The sequence below is a fragment of the Streptomyces sp. NPDC026522 genome (genome assembly GCF_055567555.1).
Genome location: NZ_JBVHQF010000003.1, coordinates 1 through 18,544 on the forward strand (window position 1 = coordinate 1; position 18,544 = coordinate 18,544).

Sequence of the window (18,544 nt, forward strand, 5' to 3'; positions counted from 1 at the left end):
CTTCTGGCGTTGATTTTTGGCACGCTGTTGAGTTCTCAAGGAACGGACGCTTCCTTTGTACTCACCCTCGCGGGTTTTCCTCCGGGCGCTTCCTTTGTTTTTCTTTTCGTTCTTGCGTTTCCGACTCTATCAGACTCTTTCGGGTCCGATTCCCGGCCGAAGCGGGGTTCGCTTTCCAGTTCTTCGCTTTCGCGTTTCCCTTTCCGGCGAGTCCGACTCTATCAGATCCTTTCGGGCCTGACTCCCAGTCAGCGGGATTTGCCGGTCGGGCTGTTGGGCCCTCGCGGCGAGTGAGACAGTAGCGGATTCCCCGCCCCCGAAGCCAATCGGCGGCTGCGTCCTCGGACACGGATTCCTCATTCGCAAATACGCATGAAAACGGGACGACAAAGTGCGTCGTTCGTTCGAATGTGTAGTGCGGGATGGTCGTCCGGGGACCGACCGGGGTCGGCGCTCACGTCGGACAACTCGAAGAACCTTACGGATCTGCCACAGGTGTGTCAACCCTGGCGGGCGGCGGCCCCTCCCCGCTAGCCTCTCTCCATGACTACGCATGCGCTCACGCCCAGCCTCCGCTGGTGGGCCGCCTGACGGCGGCCGACCTTCACGCGAGCACGCATGCGCTCACGGCCGCCGCTTCGGCGGCCGTTTCTGTTTTCTCCCCCGGGAGTGGCTCGGTCGCCCCACGCGGCGCCACCGACCCGACGGCCGCCCTGCCGTACGGACACTCACACCGGGAGACGGAACATGACGAGGATCTTCAGCGGGATCAAGCCGAGCGGGCACCTGACACTCGGGAACTACCTGGGCGCCCTGCGGCAGTGGGTCGCGGCCGAGCAGGAGCCGCAGGACGCGCTGTTCTGCGTGGTGGACCTGCACGCGCTGACCGTCGACCACGATCCGGCGCGGGTACGGCGGCTCAGCAGGCAGGCGGCCACCCTGTTCCTCGCCTCCGGGCTCGACGAGCGCACGTGCACGCTGTTCGTGCAGAGCCACGTGGACGAGCACACCCGGCTGTCGTACCTGCTGGAGTGCACCGCCACCGACGGTGAGCTGCGGCGGATGATCCAGTACAAGGAGAAGGCGGCCAGGGCCCGGGCCGCCGGGGACGGCGTACGGCTGTCGCTGCTGACCTATCCGGTGCTGATGGCCGCCGACATCCTCGCCTACGGGACCGCGGAGGTACCGGTCGGTGACGACCAGCGGCAGCACGTGGAACTGGCCCGGGATCTGGCGGTCCGGTTCAACCAGCGGTACGGGCACACCTTCACCGTGCCGCGGGTGGTGCTGCCCACGGTGGCCGCGCGGGTCATGGACCTCCAGGACCCGACGTCCAAGATGGGGAAGTCGCACGAGAACGGGGCGGGGATCGTCTATCTGCTCGACGAGCCGGCGGTCATCACCAAGAAGGTGATGCGGGCCGTCACCGACAGCGGGGACGGCGGGGTCGTCTACGACCGGGCCACCCGCCCGGGAGTGGCGAACCTGCTCGACATCCTCGCCGCCTGCACGGGCGCCGAGCCGGCCGCGCTGGCCGACCGGTACCCGGGTTACGGGGCGCTCAAGCGGGACGTCGCCGAGGCCGTGGTGGAGGTGCTGCGCCCGGTGCAGGCGCGGCACGCCGAGCTGGCGGCCGATCCGGGCGGCGTGGAGCGGGTGTTGCGGGCCGGGGCGGAGCGGGCCCGGGGGCTGGCGCGGCCGGTGGTGGACCGGGCGTACCGGGCCATCGGGTTGCTGGAGCCCTGAAGCGGAAACGGCGTACGGTCCCACCCCGGGGCGGGACCGTACCGCTGTCAGCTGTTGCCGGAGGCGAGTTCGCGGCTGCGGTCGCGGGCCGCTTCCAGGGCGGCGATCAGGGCCGCCCGTACGCCGTGCTTCTCCAGCTCGACGATGGCGTTGATGGTCGTACCGGCCGGGGAGGTGACGGCTTCGCGGAGTTTGACGGGGTGCTCGCCGCTGTCGCGGAGCATCACGGCGGCGCCGATGGCGGCCTGGACGATCAGGTCGTGGGCCTGGGCGCGGGGCAGGCCGAGCAGGATGCCGGCGTCCGTCATGGCCTCGACCAGGAAGTAGAAGTAGGCGGGGCCGGAGCCGGAGAGGGCGGTCGCGGCGTCCTGCTGGGACTCGGGGACGCGCAGGGTCTTGCCGACGCCGCCGAAGATCTCCTCGGTGTGGGCGAGGTGTGCGGCGGTGGCGTGGCTGCCGGCCGAGATGACGGACATGGCCTCGTCGACGAGGGCGGGGGTGTTCGTCATGACGCGGACGACGGGGGTGCCGGGGGCGAGCCGTTCCTCGAAGAACGAGGTGGGGACGCCGGCGGCGCCGCTGATGACCAGGCGGTCGGCGGGGACGTGCGGGGCGAGCTCTTCGAGGAGCTTGCCCATGTCCTGCGGCTTGACGGTGAGGATGAGGGTGTCCGCCCGCTTCGCGGCCTCGGCGTTGCTGACGGCCTCGACGCCGTAGCGGTCGCGCAGTTCAGCGGCGCGTTCGGCGCGGCGCGCGGTGACGAGGAGCTTTCCGGCCGGCCAACCGCCGCGGATCATCCCGCTGAGCAGGGCCTCGCCGATCTTTCCGGTGCCGAGGACGGCGACTGTCTGGGTCATGTCCTCATCCTTGCATCCGGGCGGGGCGCGGGGCCTCGGTGTCCGCAGTGCGGTCGGCGGCCGGCTACGGGGTGCGGCGGCGCAGGGTGGCGGCGCCGAGGGCGAGGACGAGCAGGGCGCAGGCGGCGACGATGACGGCGTCCCGGATGAAGTCGGCGGCCATGTCGGTGTGGGTGAGGACCTGGGTCATGCCGTCGACGGCGTAGGACATGGGCAGGACGTCGGAGAGGCCTTCGAGGACGGGATGCATGGTGTCGCGCCGGGCGAAGAGGCCGCAGAGCAGCAGCTGGGGGAAGATCACCGCGGGCATGAACTGGACGGCCTGGAACTCGGAGGCGGCGAAGGCGGAGACGAACAGGCCGAGGGCGGTGCCGAGGAGCGCGTCGAGGAGGGCGACGAGCAGGAGCAGCCAGGGGGAGCCGACGACGTGGAGGCCGAGGACCCAGAGGGCGAGTCCGGTGGCGAGGAGGGACTGGACGACGGCGACGGCGCCGAACGCGAGGGCGTAGCCGGCGATCAGGTCGCCCTTGCCGAGCGGCATGGCGAGGAGGCGTTCGAGGGTGCCGGAGGTGCGTTCGCGCAGGGTGGCGATCGAGGTCACCAGGAACATGGTGATGAGGGGGAAGATCCCGAGGAGGGACGCCCCGATGCCGTCGAAGGTGCGGTCGTCGCCGTCGAAGACGAAGCGGAGCAGCGTCAGCATCAGTACGGGGACCAGCAGCATCAGCGCGATGGAGCGCGGGTCGTGGCGGAGCTGGCGCAGGACGCGGCCGGCGGTGGCGGTGGTGCGGGATGCGTTCATCGGGTCTGCTCCCGGGCTCGGGCGTCGGCCTCGTCGACGAGGCGCAGGAAGCCTTCTTCGACGGTGGCGCAGTGGGTACGGGTGCGGAGCGCGTCGGGGGTGTCCTGGGCGAGGATGCGGCCCTCGCGCATGAGGAGCAGGTCGTGGCAGCGCTCGGCCTCGTCCATGACGTGGCTGGAGACGAGGATCGTGGTGCCGCGGGTGGCGGTGAGCTCGTGGAAGAGGTTCCACAGGTCGCGGCGCAGGACGGGGTCGAGGCCGACGGTGGGTTCGTCGAGCACCAGCAGTTCGGGGGCGCCGAGGAGGGCGACGGCGAGGGAGACGCGGCTGCGCTGGCCGCCGGAGAGGTTTCCGGCGAGGGCGGTGGCGTGGCTGGTGAGGTCGACGTCGGCGACGGCGCGGGTGACGGCGGCGCGGCGGCGTTCGGCGGCGGCCCGGCCCGGGTCGAGGACGGCCGCGAAGTAGTCGAGGTTCTGCTGGACGGTGAGGTCGTCGTAGACGGAGGGCGCCTGGGTGACGTAGCCGAGGCGGGAGCGCAGCTCGGGGTGGCCGGCCGGGCGGCCGAGGACGTCGAGGGTGCCCGTGACGTGGGCCTGGGTGCCGACGACGGAGCGCATGAGGGTGGATTTTCCGCAGCCGGAGGGGCCGAGGAGGCCGGTGATGCGGCCGCGGGGCACGTCGAAGGCGAGGTCGTCGAGGACGGTGCGGGGCCGGTGGCCGGTGCCGCGGCGGACGGTGAGGGCGTGGGCGTGGACGGCGGGGGCGCCACCGTCGGGGGGCTTATTCATCATGTGATGAATAATGCTCCTGGCGGTGCAGGGGCGTCAACCGGCCAGGTGGGTGGCGGACCGCGGAAGGGCCTCGGCCGCGTTACTTCTTGCGCTTGGGGCGGCGCGCGGCGGGGTTGCCCGTACGGGTGCTGCGGCGGCGGGCGAATTCCGCGACGGCCTGCTCGTACTCGGCTCGGTGCAGCTTCTCGCCCGGGGCTTCGGTCAGGCTGCGCAGGAAGTACGCGATGAGGGAGCCGATGAAACCGATGGCCTTGAGCCCCTTGAGGGCGGCCTCGTCGGAGGACGGCCGGGGGCGGCGGCTGAACGACTCCCAGGTCTTGACGAACGCGATGGCGCTGGCGATCGCGAAGAGGACGACGACGGAGATGCTGAGGAACGGGCCGACGTCGCCGATCTCCAGCCCCTCGTAGGCGAAGCGCAGCAGGTACGCGGCGGCGAAGGCCGACAGCAGGGACCCGATGGCGACCCCCGCGCGGCGCAGGGCGTAGCCGCCGTCGTGGTCGACCCAGGTGGTGCCGAAGAACCGGAGGGGCTCGGGGCGCGGTCCGGCGGCGGCCGGGGCCGGCTCGGCGGGGGTCTGGTCTCGCTGGTCGTCGCTCACGAAGCCGATTATTCCAGCCCGAGACGCACCCGGACGGGTGCGTCTCAGCCGGTAGAACGGTGGGCGGCCGGAGCGGTCCGCCCGGCGGGTCAGCCGCAGCGGGTGGCCACGTACCCGTCGCTGCCCGTCTTCACGTACGCGTCCGACACGAACTCGCCGTTGCCGACGCAGTCCCAGATGGCCGTGGTGCCGTAGGGACCGGAGACCGTGGTGCCGTCGCACTGGCAGTGGATGGAGACGTACGCGCCGAGCGGCAGCACCCGGGAGATCGAATAGCCGGTGCCCGGGCCGGTGCGGACGTTGACCTGGTATCCCGGAGCGACCGGGAACGTCGGGAAACCGGAGCCGGACAGGCTCTGCACCTGGCTCGAATCGTTCTCAACAGTCATACGAAAACTCCCCCCATGGGCCGTGCCCCGCACAACGCGCGCGGGGCGGCAAGCCCTTGGATGTTCGCACGGGCCATCGACTAGGCTCCGGCGGGGGTGGTGAGTGGTGCATGCGCGGCGCGCGGAACACGCGGGCTTTCCCGAGTACGCCGGGCACTACCGGCTCGAATCCGTGCTCGGCTCCGGCGGCATGGGCGTCGTCCACCTGGCCGCCTCCAGCTCGGGGCTGAAACTCGCCGTCAAGGTGGTGCACGCGCAGCACGCGGTGGACCCGGAGTTCCGGGCCCGGTTCCGGCAGGAGGTCGCGGCCGCGCGGCGGGTGAGCGGGGCGTTCACCGCGCCGGTGGTCGACGCCGATCCGGATGCCGAACGGCCCTGGATGGCCACCCTGTTCATCGACGCGCCGACGCTGGCGGAGCGGGTACGGGAACGCGTGCTGGACCCGGCCGAGCTGACGCGGCTCGCCGCCGGGCTGGCGGAGGCGCTGCGGGACATCCACCGGGCGGGCGTGGTGCACCGGGACCTCAAGCCCAGCAACGTGCTGATGGCGCCCGACGGGGTGCGGGTCATCGACTTCGGCATCTCGCGGCCCGCCGACAGCGACCTGCGGACCGAGACGGGCAAGCTGATCGGGACGCCGCCGTTCATGGCGCCGGAGCAGTTCCAGCGGCCGCGCGAGGTCGGCACGGCCGCCGACGTGTTCGCGCTGGGCGCGGTCCTGGTGCACGCGGCGACCGGGCGCGGCCCGTTCGACTCCGACAGCCACTACCTCGTCGCGTACCAGGTGGTGCACGGCGAACCCGATCTGACGGGGCTGCCGGGGCCGCTCGCCCCGCTGGTCGCCCGCTGCCTGGCGAAGGACCCGGCCGAGCGGCCGAGCGCCGACGCGCTGATCGCGCAGATGCGGGCGCTGGCCTACCCCACCGGCGAGGACACCCAGACGTTCCCGGCGGCCCCGCGCCGGCCCGCCGCCAGGGGTCCCGCCGGGGCCGCCGAGGTCGACACGCACCGGCGGGAGGCCGCTCCCGTCGAAGGCCCCCCGAGCGGCGAGGGCGGCCGGCGCCCGGTGCGCCGCCGGGTCCGGACGGCGTGGGCGGCGGGGCTGGTGGTGCTGCTCGCGGGCGGCGCGGTCGGCGGCTACCTCGGCTCCGCCACGGGGGACGACTCCGCGGGGCCGGCGGCCCCGAAGCGGTCGGAGGCCGGGCCGGCGAAGCGGTTCGCGCCCTGGTCGGTCCCGCTGGGCGGGCCCGGCGCCGGGAAGCGGACCGGGGCCTGCTCCTGGGGCACCGCGGCCCTGTACTGCTCGGCGCAGGGACTGACGGCGGCCCGGCTGGACCCCGCGACCGGCGCCCTGGCGTGGACGGTCCCGGCGCAGGCGGCTCCCGGGCCGGCCGCCGCCCGGGCGCCCCTGTACGCGGGCGGCCTCGTGCTGGTGGCCGCAGCGGGCAGTGACGTGCTCCAGGCGCTGGACCCCGCGACCGGCGCCCGGCGCTGGCAGCGGACCATGCCCGGCGGGGCCCAGGTCGTCGCGGAGGCCGGTCACGTCCTGACGGCCGGCGCCGACGGGAACGTGACCCTGCTGGACCCGGCGACCGGCACGCCGAAGTGGAGCCGGCGGATCGGCGGGACCGGCTCGCTGTGGTGGGCCGGCCCGGACGCCTCGGGCAAGCCCGCGCTGTACGTGGCGACGCGCGAGCCCGACGGCAGCCGGACCCTGGTGGCGGCGGTGGACCCGGGCGACGGCGCGGTGCGCTGGCAGCTGCGTACGGCGGGACTCCTCCAGCCGGTGGCCACCGTGCAGGGCGGGGCGTACCTGCTGGAGAACGACGCGCAGGGCAAGACCGACGCCGTCGTCCGGGTGGACCTGGCGACGCGCTCGGTGCGGCGGGTCAGCCTGGCGGTCCCGTTGTACGAGGTCCAGGCGACGGCGGGCCCCGACGGCGTCGTGTACCTGGTCGGCTCGGCGGGCGGCCTGGCGGCGGTGGGCCCGGAGCGGGAGCGGTGGCGGCTGGAGACGGGCCTGGCGGTCGCGTCCCGGCCCGCGGTCGCCGGCGGGCGGGTCTACCTGACGGCGCCCGACGGGCGGCTGCTCGCGGTCGAGGCCGCGGACGGGCGGCTGGTGGGACAGACCAAGCCGCGGATGGGCGCCGGCCAGGGCACCTTCGCCGCTTCCCTGCCCGCGCCGGTGGTCGCGGACGGCGCGGTGTACGCGTCCGCGCCCGACGGGTCGGTGTTCGCCGTGGACGCGGCGAACCCCGCCGGGTGGTGAGGACGCCCGGCGGGGTTCGGTCGCGGACCGGGGGCTCAGCCCAGGCGGGACACGTCGCGGACCGCGCCCTTGTCGGCGCTCGTGGCCATCGCGGCATAGGCGCGCAGTGCGGCGGAGACCTTGCGCTCGCGGTTCTTCGGCGCGTAGACGCCGCCGAGGGCCTCGCGGCGGGTCTCCAGTTCCTCGTCGGAGACCAGCAGCTCGATGGAGCGGTTCGGGATGTCGATGCGGATCCGGTCGCCGTCCTCGACCAGGGCGATGGTGCCGCCCGAGGCCGCCTCCGGGGAGGCGTGGCCGATGGACAGGCCCGAGGTGCCGCCCGAGAAGCGGCCGTCGGTCACCAGGGCGCAGACCTTGCCGAGGCCGCGGCCCTTGAGGAAGGAGGTCGGGTAGAGCATCTCCTGCATGCCGGGGCCGCCGCGCGGGCCCTCGTAGCGGATGACGACGACGTCGCCCGCCTTGATCTCCTTGCGCAGGATCTTGTCGACCGCCTCGTCCTGCGATTCGCAGACCACGGCCGGGCCCTCGAAGGTCCAGATCGACTCGTCGACACCGGCCGTCTTGACCACGCAGCCGTCGGCGGCGATGTTGCCGCGCAGCACGGCCAGTCCGCCGTCCTTGGAGTAGGCGTGCTGGACGGAGCGGATGCAGCCGCCCTCGGCGTCCAGGTCGAGGGTGTCCCAGCGCTCGGACTGGGAGAAGGCGGTCGCGGAGCGCTTGCAGCCGGGGGCCGCGTGCCACAGCTCCATGGCCTCCTCGGACGCCGTGCCGGAGCGGGCGTCCCAGGTGGCCAGCCAGTCTTCGAGGTTCTCGGAGTGGACGGTGGTGACGTCCTTGTTGAGGAGGCCGCCGCGGTGCAGCTCGCCGAGGATGGCGGGGATGCCGCCGGCGCGGTGGATGTCCTCCATGTAGTACGTGCCGCCGGGCGCCACGTTCGGCGCGACCTTGGCCAGACACGGGACGCGGCGCGAGACCTCGTCGATGTCGGTGAGGTCGTAGTCCAGGCCCGCCTCCTGGGCGGCGGCCAGGAGGTGCAGGATCGTGTTCGTGGAGCCGCCCATGGCGATGTCGAGGGCCATGGCGTTCTCGAAGGCCTGGCGGGTGGCGATCGAGCGGGGCAGGACCGACGCGTCGTCCTGCTCGTAGTAGCGCTTGGTGATCTCCACGACCGTCCGGCCGGCGTTCTCGTAGAGGGCGCGGCGGGCGGTGTGCGTCGCGAGGACCGAGCCGTTGCCGGGGAGGGCCAGGCCGATGGCCTCGGCGAGGCAGTTCATCGAGTTGGCGGTGAACATGCCCGAACACGAACCGCAGGTCGGGCAGGCGTTCTCCTCGATGCGCAGGACGTCCTCGTCGGAGACGTTCTCGTTGGAGGCGTCGACCATGGCGTCGATCAGGTCGAGCTTGCGGACGGTGCCGTCGACCAGGGTGGCCTGGCCGGCCTCCATCGGGCCGCCGGAGACGAACACGACCGGGATGTTGAGGCGCATGGCGGCCATCAGCATGCCGGGTGTGATCTTGTCGCAGTTGGAGATGCAGATCAACGCGTCGGCGCAGTGCGCCTCGACCATGTACTCGACCGAGTCCGCGATCAGGTCGCGGGAGGGCAGGGAGTACAGCATGCCGGCGTGGCCCATGGCGATGCCGTCGTCCACCGCGATCGTGTTGAACTCGCGCGGGATGGCGCCCGCGGCCAGGATGGCGTCGGAGACGATGCGGCCGACCGGGGCCAGGTGGGTGTGGCCGGGGACGAACTCGGTGAAGGAGTTGGCGACCGCGATGATCGGCTTTCCGATGTCCGCGCTCGCTACGCCCGAAGCGCGCATCAGCGCACGTGCGCCTGCCATGTTGCGGCCGTGGGTGACGGTGCGGGACCTCAGCTCGGGCATCGGGTTCACTCCCCATGAGTACGGTGGCGTTCGCACGCCGCCGCGACTGTGGATAAGGCTCGGTTACGAGGCTACGCTCCTCGCCCGGGATGCGGACAGGGTGTCCGGATGCCGGGACGGGCGGCTCAGTCCTCGGTCAGGTAGCGCTGCAGCGTAGGTGCTACGAGGGCCACGATGGCCTCCGGCTCCGCGGACGCGAGGGGCTCGACCTGGACCACGTAGCGCAGCACCGCGATGCCGATCATGTGGGAGGCGGCGAGCTCCGCGCGGAAGGTGGGGTCGGGCACGTGGAGGTCGGCGGCGATCCGCTCCAGGACCCGGCGCAGGATCAGCCCGCGCAGCACCTTCGCCGCCGCCTCGTGGGTGAGCGCCGACCGTACGACGGCGACCATCGGCACCCGGGTGACGGGGTTCTCCCACACGCCCAGGAAGTAGCGGGCGAGGCGTTCGCCGATGCCCTCGGGGCCGCCGCCGAGGATCTGCGGGACGACGAGGGCGGGCTCCAGGCTCAGCTCGATCGCGGCGGCGAAGAGGTCGTCCTTGCTGCCGAAGTAGTGGTGCACCAGGGCCGGGTCCACCCCGGCGGCCTTGGCGATGCCGCGTACGGAGGTCTTGTCGTAGCCGCGCGCCGCGAACTCGGCGCGGGCGGCGACGCGGATGCGCTCCTGGGTGCCGGGGCCTTCGTCGGCCTCGTCCTGGCGGGGGCGGCCGGGGCCGCGGCGGCGGCGGGGTGCGGGCTCGGTCACGGGCGGCGGACCGGCTTCGGCGCGGTGGGGACGGCGGCGAGGTGCGCGCGGGTGAAGGCGAGGGCCTCGGCGAGGTCCGCCTCGCGCTCGGCGGACGACATGGCGCGTCGGGTGTTGACCTCGATCACCACGTGCCCGTCGAAGGACGTGCGGGCCAGGCCGGCCAGCAGCTCGGCGCAGGGCTGGGTGCCGCGGCCGGGGACGAGGTGCTCGTCCTTCGCGGAACCGTTGCCGTCGGCGAGGTGGATGTGGGCGAGGCGGTCGCCCATCCGGTCGACCATGGCGGCGGCGTCGGTGCGGGCGGTCGCGGTGTGCGAGAGGTCGACGGTGAAGTGGCGGTAGTCGTCCTTGGTGACGTCCCACTCGGGCGCGTACGCGAGCATCTCGCGGTCGCGGTAGCGCCAGGGGTACATGTTCTCGACGGCGAAGCGGACGTCGGTCTCGTCGGCCATGCGCCAGATGCCGGTGACGAAGTCGCGGGCGTACTGGCGCTGCCAGCGGAACGGGGGGTGCACGACGACGGTGCTCGCGCCGAGCCGTTCGGCGGCGGCCCGGGCGCGGCGGAGCTTGGTCCAGGGGTCGGTGGACCACACGCGCTGCGTGATGAGGAGGCAGGGGGCGTGTATGGCGAGCACCGGCACGCCGTGCCGGTCGGAGAGGCGGCGCAGCGCGTCGATGTCCTGGCTGACCGGATCCGTCCAGACCATGACCTCGACGCCGTCGTAGCCGAGGCGTGCGGCGGTCTCGAAGGCGGTCGCCGTGGACTCCGGATATACGGAGGCGGTGGAGAGGGCGACCTTGGGGGTCGGGGTCCGGGGTGGTTTTGCCACGGGGACAGGTTACCGATGCCGCTGCCCTGGCCGGGCGGGGCGGGGTCACGAGGGCGCGGCCGGGCCGGACGGCCGGGTACGGGGACGACCCCCGCGTCGCCCCCGCCCGGGGCGGCCGGACGGGGCGGCCGGACGGGGCGGACCTGGCCGAGGACCGGGCCGCCCGGCCCGGGCGGGGTCACGGCCAACCCGGCTCCGCCGGGCCCCGGGCTCCGCCCGGACCCGCGCCTCAAACGCCGGCGAGGCTGAAATGGCCGGGCCCGCGCCGCAAACGGAGGCGGGCTGAAGTGGCCCCGGTGCGGCCAGGGCCGGACAGCCGCCGGAGGCTCAGGTCGGGAGGTGGTCCAGGCGGCGGAGGATGACGCCCTCGCGGAGGGCCCAGGGGCAGATTTCGAGTTCGTCCACGCCGAAGAGGTCCATCGCGCCCTCCGCCACCAGCGCCCCCGCCAGCAGCTGGTGCGCCCGGCCCTCCGAGACGCCCGGCAGGGCCGCCCGCTGGGCGGTCGTCATCGTCGCCAGCCGCGGGACCCACTCCTCCAGCGCCTTGCGCGTCAGCTCCCGCTGCACGTACAGGCCCTCCGCCGAGCGGGCCGCGCCCGCGATCCGGGCGAGCTGCTTGAAGGTCTTCGACGTCGCCACCACGTGGTCCGGCGTCCCGAAGCGGCTGAACTCCCCGACCGTGCGGGCGATCTGCGCCCGCGCGTGGCGGCGCAGCGCCTTCACGTCCGCCGGCGCCGGCGGGTCGCCCGGGAGCCACGCCGAGGTGAGGCGGCCCGCGCCCAGCGGCAGGGACACCGCCGCGTCCGGCTCCTCGTCGATGCCGTACGCGATCTCCAGCGAGCCGCCGCCGATGTCCAGGACCAGCAGCTGCCCCGCCGACCAGCCGAACCACCGCCGTACCGCGAGGAACGTGAGGCGGGCCTCGTCCTCGCCGCTGAGGATCGGGAGGTCGATGCCCGTCTCGGCCTTGACCCGGGCCAGTACCTCGTCCGCGTTCGTCGCCTCCCGCACCGCGCTCGTCGCGAACGGCAGCAGGTCCTCGCAACCCTTGTCCTCGGCGGCCTGGACGGCGTGGCCGATCACCGACACCAGCCGCTCTATGCCCGCCGGCGTGACCGAGCCGCGCTCGTCCAGCAGCTCCGCGAGCCGAAGCTCCACCTTGTGCGAGTGCGCCGACAGCGGGCGCGCACCGGGATGCGCGTCCACCACCAGCAGATGAACCGTGTTCGAACCCACATCAAGGACACCGAGTCTCATAACCGGAAACGCTACTGGGCTCGTCGCGTATGGGTGAGGTAAGGGGCGCTTAGGCTTGGGTTTGTGCCAAATACGAAGAAGGCCAACATGTCCAAGACCCCCAAGAAGAAGCCGAAGGTCGTGGCCGACGAGAAGGGCATCGACTTCCCCCGGGCCTGGGTGGAGTTCCCCGATCCCGCCGACGACGAACAGGTCTTCCGCTGCGACCTGACCTGGCTGACCTCCCGCTGGACGTGCATCTTCGGCAGCGGCTGCCAGGGCATCCAGGCCGGCCGGGCGGACGACGGCTGCTGCACGCTCGGCGCGCACTTCTCGGACGAGGACGACGAGAAGCGGGTCGCCGAGAACGTGGCGCGCCTGACGCCCGAGCTGTGGCAGTTCCACGACGTCGGCAGCGAGTCCGGCTGGACGCAGACGGACGACGACGGGGAGAAGCAGACCCGCCGTTGGGACGGCGCCTGCATCTTCCTGAACCGGCCCGGCTTCCCGGCCGGCGCGGGCTGCTCGCTGCACATCCTCGCCCTGAAGAGCGGCCAGGAGCCGCTGGAGACCAAGCCCGACGTGTGCTGGCAGCTGCCTATCCGGCGTACGTACGACTGGATCGACCGGCCCGACGACACCCGGGTGCTCCAGGTGTCGATCGGCGAGTACGACCGGCGCGGCTGGGGCCCGGGCGGCCACGACCTGCACTGGTGGTGCACCTCGGCCACCTCCGCGCACGGTGCCGGGCAGCCGGTGTACGTGTCCTACCGGCCCGAGCTGACGGAGCTGATGGGCGAGGAGGCCTACGCGGAGCTGGTGAAGCTGTGCGAGGCGCGGCTGGCGTCGCTGCTGCCGATGGCCCCGCACCCGGCGGACCCGCCCCCGGCGGCCGGCCGGACCTGACGGCGGCCGCTACGCCGCCGGGCCGGAGGGGGCCGGGGCGGGGGAAACCGTTCCTTCGGGCTCCGTCGGAGTCGGCGTGGGGCTCGGCGGCGTCGGGGTCGGCGTCGGATCCGGGGTCACCGGGGGCGTGGGCGTCGGAGTCGGCGTGGGGCTCGGCGGCGTCGGGGTCGGCGTCGGATCCGGGGTGACCGGGGGCGTGGGCTCCGGCGCCGGGCGGCCGCGGCCCCGGATGGAGACCACCGCGCCGTCGGGGACGATCCCGACCCTGGCGGTCCAGGCGCCGACCGGCTGGGCCGCGTCGTCGACGGTGATCCACAGGTTGACCGATTCTCCCGGCGCCAGGGTGCCGGCGCTCCGGCTCGCCCGCAGCCACGGCGCGTCCGACCACAGCCGCCAGTGCACCGGGGCGCCGCCGGAGGCGGTGAGGGTGAGCAGGGTGGTGCCCCCACGGGTCGTGGCGGTCACCCCGATGTGGCCCGGGGCGCCCGGACCGCCCGGTTCCGGGGTGCCGGCCACGCCGGGGCTGATCACCTCGACGGAGACGTCCGGTACGTCGGCGCCCGGCGCGAAGCCGGGCTCGCCGGTGGTGTGGGCGGTGTTGCCGGCGTTCTGGTAGGCGGCGAGCGGGTGTCCGTCCACGTGCGCGGGCGGGAGCTCCGATTCGCTGGCGGAGATCCGGGCGGTGCTGCCCGCAACGGGTTCGCCGGTGCTGGGAGCGCCCCGGTACGCGGCCCACAGCGCCAGGACGGGAGCGGCTACGACGGTGGCGACCACGGTGGTGGTGACCGCCCGCGCCCGGAGCCGGTCCCGGCGGGCCGCGCGGTCCTTGGGGTCCATCGGGAAGCCGGTGCGGTCGAAGCGCGGGCCGGGCGCGCCCCGGCGCCGCCGGCCGGAGCGCAGCATCGCGGCGTGGACGGCGGTGCGCGGGGCGGGGACCAGCGGGAGTCCGGGGGTGTGGACGCCGCCGGAGCCGGGCCAGGGGGCCGCGGCGCCCACCCGTTCGGCGACCCGGCGGCAGCGCGGGCAGTCGTCGACGTGGCGGACGAGTTCGGCGCGCAGGGTGGTCGACAGCAGGACCTGGCCGTCGCCGGCGAGGCGGGAGACGGCCGGGCAGTTGCCGGTCTCCACGACGGCGAGGGCGGCGCGGGTGCGCTCCACCTCGCAGGCGGCGCCGGTGAGCAGTTCCCGGGCGGTGGCGGCCTGGGTGCCGAGGACGGCGGCCAGCTCGGGCACGGCGAGCCGGTGGCGGACGGCGAGTTCGAGGGCCTCCCGCTGCTCGGGCGTGGTCCCCGCGGCTTCGGGCCAGGCGAGGCGGGCCAGTTCGGTACGGCGGTAGGCGCTGACGTCCAGCCCCTCCGGCGCACACTCCTGGTCGGTGTGCTCCGGCGTGCGCCGGGCGGAATGCGCCCCCTGGCGCGTGCGCCGCTGTTCGCCCAGCCGGGTCAGGCAGCCCCAGCGGGCCAGCGCGTACAGCCAGGCGCGCCGGTCCCCTTCGTCGGGGCACCGGCCGGGACACCGTTCGGCGACGGCGAGGACATCACCGAGCACGTCGGTGGCGGTGTCGTGGTCACACAGCACCGACAGGCAGTAGGTGAACAGTCCGTCGAGGTAGGGCTCGTGGCGGAAGGGGGGCGGCTGCTCGTCCGCGTGGCCCGGTACCGGTCCACGGGAGGGCGTGCGCCCCTGCGCCCGGTGTGCGCCGGTGCGCGCCGGGGGGTGTGGTTGGTTGCTGCTGTTCACTCGGCGACCGTAGGCGGCGCGCCGCTGACGGTCCGGAAGCCTTCAGCGGTTTTAGCCCTTACGGGTGAACAGATCGATCCCCTGCTGACAGCGCCCCTGACGCGGCGGCCGGCGGCGGTCCGTCGGGCCGCCCGGCGGCCGGTCGTACCGGTCACGGCCGGCGGCGGTGTCGGTGGCTGCGGCTACGGTGTGCGCATGGCTGCCCGTACATCTCGTTCATCCGCCAAGGACCGGCCGTCCTTCCGCTGCTCCGAGTGCGGCTGGACGACCGCGAAGTGGCTCGGCCGGTGCCCGGAGTGCCAGGCGTGGGGGACCGTCGAGGAGATGGGCGCGCCCGCCGTGCGGACCACCGCGGCCGGCCGGGTCTCGGCCCCCGCCGTCCCGATCGCCCAGGTCGACGGCCGCACGGCGACCGCCCGCAGCACCGGCGTGGACGAGCTGGACCGGGTGCTCGGCGGCGGGCTCGTGCCGGGGGCCGTCGTGCTGCTGGCGGGCGAGCCGGGCGTGGGCAAGTCGACGCTGCTGCTGGACGTCGCGGCGAAGGCGGCCAGTGACAGCCACCGCACCCTGTACGTGACGGGCGAGGAATCCGCGAGCCAGGTACGGCTGCGGGCCGACCGGATCAACGCGCTGAACGACCACCTCTACCTCGCCGCGGAGACCGACCTGTCCGCCGTCCTCGGCCACCTGGACGCCGTCAAGCCCTCCCTGCTGATCCTGGACTCCGTACAGACCGTCGCATCCCCCGAGATCGACGGCGCGCCCGGCGGGATGGCGCAGGTCCGCGAGGTGGCCGGGGCGCTGATCCGGGCCTCCAAGGAGCGCGGGATGTCGACCCTGCTCGTCGGCCACGTCACGAAGGACGGCGCGATCGCCGGCCCCCGGCTGCTGGAGCACCTGGTGGACGTGGTGCTGAGCTTCGAGGGCGACCGGCACGCGCGACTGCGCCTGGTGCGCGGGGTGAAGAACCGTTACGGGGCCACCGACGAGGTCGGCTGCTTCGAGCTGCACGACGAGGGCATCACCGGGCTCGCCGATCCGAGCGGGCTGTTCCTGACCCGCCGGGCGGAGGCGGTGCCGGGGACCTGCCTGACGGTGACGCTGGAGGGCAAGCGGCCGCTGGTCGCCGAGGTACAGGCGCTGACGGTGGACTCGCAGATCCCCTCGCCCCGCCGGACCACCTCCGGCCTGGAGACCTCGCGCGTCTCGATGATGCTGGCGGTGCTGGAGCAGCGCGGCCGGATCACGGCGCTGGGCAAGCGGGACATCTACAGCGCGACGGTGGGCGGGGTGAAGCTCACCGAGCCGGCCGCGGACCTGGCGATCGCGCTGGCGCTGGCCTCGGCGGCCAGTGACGTCCCGCTGCCGAAGAACCTGGTCGCGATCGGGGAGGTCGGCCTCGCCGGCGAGGTGCGGCGGGTGACCGGCGTCCAGCGGCGGCTCGCCGAGGCCCATCGGCTCGGGTTCACGCACGCGCTGGTTCCCGGTGATCCGGGGAAGGTGCCGGCGGGCATGAAGGTGATCGAGGTCGCCGACATGGGCGACGCGCTACGGGTCCTGCCGCGCGGGCGCGCCCGTACGCCTGCCCGGGAGCGGGCAGCCGAGTAGCCCGGGCCGCCGGTCCCGGTCCGGGCGGCCGCCCCGGAGCCCGGCCCGCTACCCCGCCCGGGATCCCGCGGCGGCGATACGGGACAAGGCACGGTGCGGGCGCGGAGCGCGCCGGTAGACTTTGTGCTGGTCCGCCCGGCCGTACGCAGGCGGCGCAACCCGCAACCGGAGGAGTGCAGTGGCAGCCAAGGACGGTGCAGCAGCATCCGGGAAGTCGGGCGCGAGCTCCAGGCAGGAAGCCATGATGCGGGCCTCGCTGAGCGCGGTCGCACCTGGTCAGCCCCTGCGCGACGGTCTCGAACGGATCGTCCGCGGCAACACCGGCGGCCTCATCGTCCTCGGCATGGACAAGTCCGTCGAGGCGATGTGCACCGGCGGTTTCGTGCTGGACGTGGAGTTCACCGCGACCCGGCTGCGCGAGCTGTGCAAGCTCGACGGCGCCCTCATCCTCGACAAGGACCTCACCAAGATCCTGCGCGCGGGCGTGCAACTGGTCCCCGACGCGTCGATCCCGACGGAGGAGACCGGCACCCGGCACCGCACGGCGGACCGGGTCTCGAAGCAGTGCGGGTTCCCCGTCGTGTCCGTCTCTCAGTCGATGCGGCTGATCGCGCTCTACGTGGACGGCGAGCGCCGGGTGCTGGAGGAGTCCGGGGCGATCCTGTCCCGGGCGAACCAGGCACTGGCCACGCTGGAGCGGTACAAGCTGCGGCTGGACGAGGTCGCGGGGACGCTGTCGGCGCTGGAGATCGAGGACCTGGTCACGGTGCGCGACGTGACGGCGGTGGCCCAGCGGCTGGAAATGGTTCGCCGTATTGCCACGGAAATCGCCGAATACGTGGTGGAACTCGGCACCGACGGACGCCTCCTGTCGCTCCAGCTGGACGAGCTGACGGTCGGGATCGAGCAGGAACGTGAACTGGTGATCCGGGACTACGTTCCGGAACCCACAGCGAAGCGTTCCCGCACGGTGGACGAGGCGCTGCCGGCGCTGGACGCGCTGACCCACCCGGAGCTGCTGGAGCTGGGGATCGTCGCGAAGGCCCTCGGGTACACGGGCTCGCCGGAGACGCTGGACTCGGCGGTGTCGCCGCGCGGGTACCGGCTCCTGGCGAAGGTGCCCCGGCTGCCGGGGGCGATCATCGAGCGGCTCGTCGAGCACTTCGGCGGCCTGCAGAAGCTGCTGGCCGCGAGCGTGGACGACCTCCAGACCGTGGACGGCGTGGGCGAGGCCCGCGCGCGCAGCGTCCGCGAGGGCCTGTCCCGCCTGGCCGAGTCCTCGATCCTCGAACGCTACGTATGAACGCTACGTACAAGGGTCGGTGCCCGGGCCGGCTGCTCAGTCCTGCTTGAGGACGAACGAGGTGCGGGCGACCGGCATACCGGGGGCCTTGACCTCGACCACGTAGGTGTCCGGGGCCGCCGAACCCGCCGGAGGCGTCTGGCACTGGTCGGGCGCGCTCGGCTTGCGGTCCCACTCCAGCGACTGCTTCGCCTCACCCTGCGCGGGCAGCCGGAAGAAGACGTTCCCCGGGCCCGCCGGGCAGTCCGCGCCCGACCAGACCGGCTTGCTGCCGCTCGCCTGAGTGATCGTCATGACGGCCTGCTTCGGGCCGAGTCCGACCTTGCAGGTGGTGCCCGACACGTTGCGGACGACCAGTTCGAGCCGGGGCTTCTCGTTCGCCTCGTACTCGTTCTTCACGCTCTTGACCTCCCACTGCACCACGCCCGGCGCGCAGGCGGGCAGTGCGGAGTCCGCGGGGACCGGGGCCGCGGCGCCGGCTGCGCCGCCGTCACCCGGGCCACTGCCGCCCGGTTCGCCGTTCTTTCCCGCGCCCGCGCCCGTACCGGAACCCGCCGCGGCGCCGCCGCCGGAACCGGAGTCCCCGCGGCCGCCCGGCGCTTGACTGATCGCCGGGCCGGAGCCCGAGGGGCCGGGGGTGATCGAGGTGACCGGACGCGGCCCGCCCTTGCCCTCACCGTTCGTACTCGGCTTCCCGCCACCGGAACTGACGGTCCATACGGCGAGCAGCGCGAGCAGCGCGGCGACGGACGCCAGCACAGCCCTCCGTCGCCAGTAGATGGAGGAGGGGAGCGGCCCGACCGGATTGCGCAGTGATCCCACGAACGGAACTTT

17 protein-coding genes are annotated in these 18,544 nt (G+C 73.6%); 6 read left to right on the forward strand and 11 right to left on the reverse strand.

The genetic code is table 11. The features are described 5' to 3' along the window. The coding region (locus tag ACZ4M3_RS08360; protein WP_467730843.1) for a hypothetical protein at positions 1-294 on the forward strand (294 nt) is incomplete at its 5' end. 453 nt (positions 295-747) lie between these two features. Next, a complete protein-coding gene (trpS, locus tag ACZ4M3_RS08365; protein ID WP_467730844.1) occupies positions 748-1,746 on the forward strand; it encodes a tryptophan--tRNA ligase in 999 nt (332 codons plus the stop codon). Positions 1,747-1,793: 47 nt separating this feature from the next. Here trpS and proC read toward each other — a convergent pair whose 3' ends face one another. The 5 genes from proC to ACZ4M3_RS08390 all read right to left on the reverse strand — a co-directional run bounded on the left by proC (position 1,794) and on the right by ACZ4M3_RS08390 (position 5,186). Next, positions 1,794-2,603 carry a pyrroline-5-carboxylate reductase gene (gene proC, locus ACZ4M3_RS08370; protein ID WP_136217535.1) on the reverse strand — a complete coding sequence of 270 codons (810 nt, stop codon included), beginning with the start codon at positions 2,601-2,603 and terminating at the stop codon, positions 1,794-1,796. A 64-nt stretch (positions 2,604-2,667) separates the two neighbouring features. Further along, positions 2,668-3,405: an ABC transporter permease gene (locus tag ACZ4M3_RS08375; RefSeq protein WP_467730845.1), complete on the reverse strand. Its 738-nt coding sequence runs from the start codon at positions 3,403-3,405 to the stop codon at positions 2,668-2,670. After that, positions 3,402-4,193 carry an ABC transporter ATP-binding protein gene (locus tag ACZ4M3_RS08380; protein WP_467731327.1) on the reverse strand — a complete coding sequence of 264 codons (792 nt, stop codon included), beginning with the start codon at positions 4,191-4,193 and terminating at the stop codon, positions 3,402-3,404. The genes ACZ4M3_RS08375 and ACZ4M3_RS08380 overlap by 4 nt, the downstream gene beginning before the upstream one ends. 82 nt (positions 4,194-4,275) lie before the next feature. Further along, positions 4,276-4,797, reverse strand: coding sequence for a hypothetical protein (locus ACZ4M3_RS08385; protein ID WP_467730846.1), 522 nt, complete (start codon positions 4,795-4,797; stop codon positions 4,276-4,278). 89 nt (positions 4,798-4,886) lie between these two features. Further along, complete coding sequence (locus ACZ4M3_RS08390; RefSeq protein WP_453355726.1) at positions 4,887-5,186, reverse strand: peptidase; 300 nt, start codon at positions 5,184-5,186, stop codon at positions 4,887-4,889. 106 nt (positions 5,187-5,292) lie between these two features. Between ACZ4M3_RS08390 and ACZ4M3_RS08395 the strand changes: the two genes are divergently transcribed. Further along, positions 5,293-7,455 (forward strand): protein kinase domain-containing protein, encoded by a 2,163-nt coding sequence (locus ACZ4M3_RS08395; protein ID WP_467730847.1) that lies wholly within the window; start codon positions 5,293-5,295, stop codon positions 7,453-7,455. A gap of 35 nt (positions 7,456-7,490) precedes the next feature. Here ACZ4M3_RS08395 and ilvD read toward each other — a convergent pair whose 3' ends face one another. The 4 genes from ilvD to ACZ4M3_RS08415 form a co-directional block, all read right to left on the reverse strand. Beyond that, positions 7,491-9,341, reverse strand: coding sequence for a dihydroxy-acid dehydratase (gene ilvD, locus ACZ4M3_RS08400; protein WP_467730848.1), 1,851 nt, complete (start codon positions 9,339-9,341; stop codon positions 7,491-7,493). Positions 9,342-9,466: 125 nt separating this feature from the next. Next, positions 9,467-10,087 carry a TetR/AcrR family transcriptional regulator gene (locus tag ACZ4M3_RS08405; protein WP_467730849.1) on the reverse strand — a complete coding sequence of 207 codons (621 nt, stop codon included), beginning with the start codon at positions 10,085-10,087 and terminating at the stop codon, positions 9,467-9,469. After that, positions 10,084-10,917, reverse strand: coding sequence for a sugar phosphate isomerase/epimerase family protein (locus ACZ4M3_RS08410; RefSeq protein WP_467730850.1), 834 nt, complete (start codon positions 10,915-10,917; stop codon positions 10,084-10,086). The genes ACZ4M3_RS08405 and ACZ4M3_RS08410 overlap by 4 nt, the downstream gene beginning before the upstream one ends. 327 nt (positions 10,918-11,244) lie before the next feature. Next, entirely contained in the window at positions 11,245-12,174 is a 930-nt protein-coding gene (locus ACZ4M3_RS08415) for a Ppx/GppA family phosphatase (protein ID WP_467730851.1), read from the reverse strand. A gap of 63 nt (positions 12,175-12,237) precedes the next feature. Between ACZ4M3_RS08415 and ACZ4M3_RS08420 the strand changes: the two genes are divergently transcribed. Beyond that, the gene (locus tag ACZ4M3_RS08420) at positions 12,238-13,059 is read left to right on the forward strand and encodes a DUF3109 family protein (protein WP_467730852.1); all 822 of its coding nucleotides are present in this window, start codon (positions 12,238-12,240) and stop codon (positions 13,057-13,059) included. Between the two features lie 9 nt (positions 13,060-13,068). Here ACZ4M3_RS08420 and ACZ4M3_RS08425 read toward each other — a convergent pair whose 3' ends face one another. After that, a complete protein-coding gene (locus ACZ4M3_RS08425) occupies positions 13,069-14,799 on the reverse strand; it encodes a BACON domain-containing protein (protein ID WP_467730853.1) in 1,731 nt (576 codons plus the stop codon). Between the two features lie 195 nt (positions 14,800-14,994). Here ACZ4M3_RS08425 and radA point away from each other — a divergent pair, with 195 nt between their 5' ends. Further along, a complete protein-coding gene (gene radA / locus ACZ4M3_RS08430) occupies positions 14,995-16,407 on the forward strand; it encodes a DNA repair protein RadA (protein ID WP_467730854.1) in 1,413 nt (470 codons plus the stop codon). A gap of 178 nt (positions 16,408-16,585) precedes the next feature. Beyond that, positions 16,586-17,710: a DNA integrity scanning diadenylate cyclase DisA gene (gene disA, locus ACZ4M3_RS08435; protein ID WP_453353541.1), complete on the forward strand. Its 1,125-nt coding sequence runs from the start codon at positions 16,586-16,588 to the stop codon at positions 17,708-17,710. 36 nt (positions 17,711-17,746) lie between these two features. Here disA and ACZ4M3_RS08440 read toward each other — a convergent pair whose 3' ends face one another. Continuing rightward, positions 17,747-18,532 carry a hypothetical protein gene (locus ACZ4M3_RS08440; RefSeq protein ID WP_467730855.1) on the reverse strand — a complete coding sequence of 262 codons (786 nt, stop codon included), beginning with the start codon at positions 18,530-18,532 and terminating at the stop codon, positions 17,747-17,749. Positions 18,533-18,544: the final 12 nt, after the last annotated feature.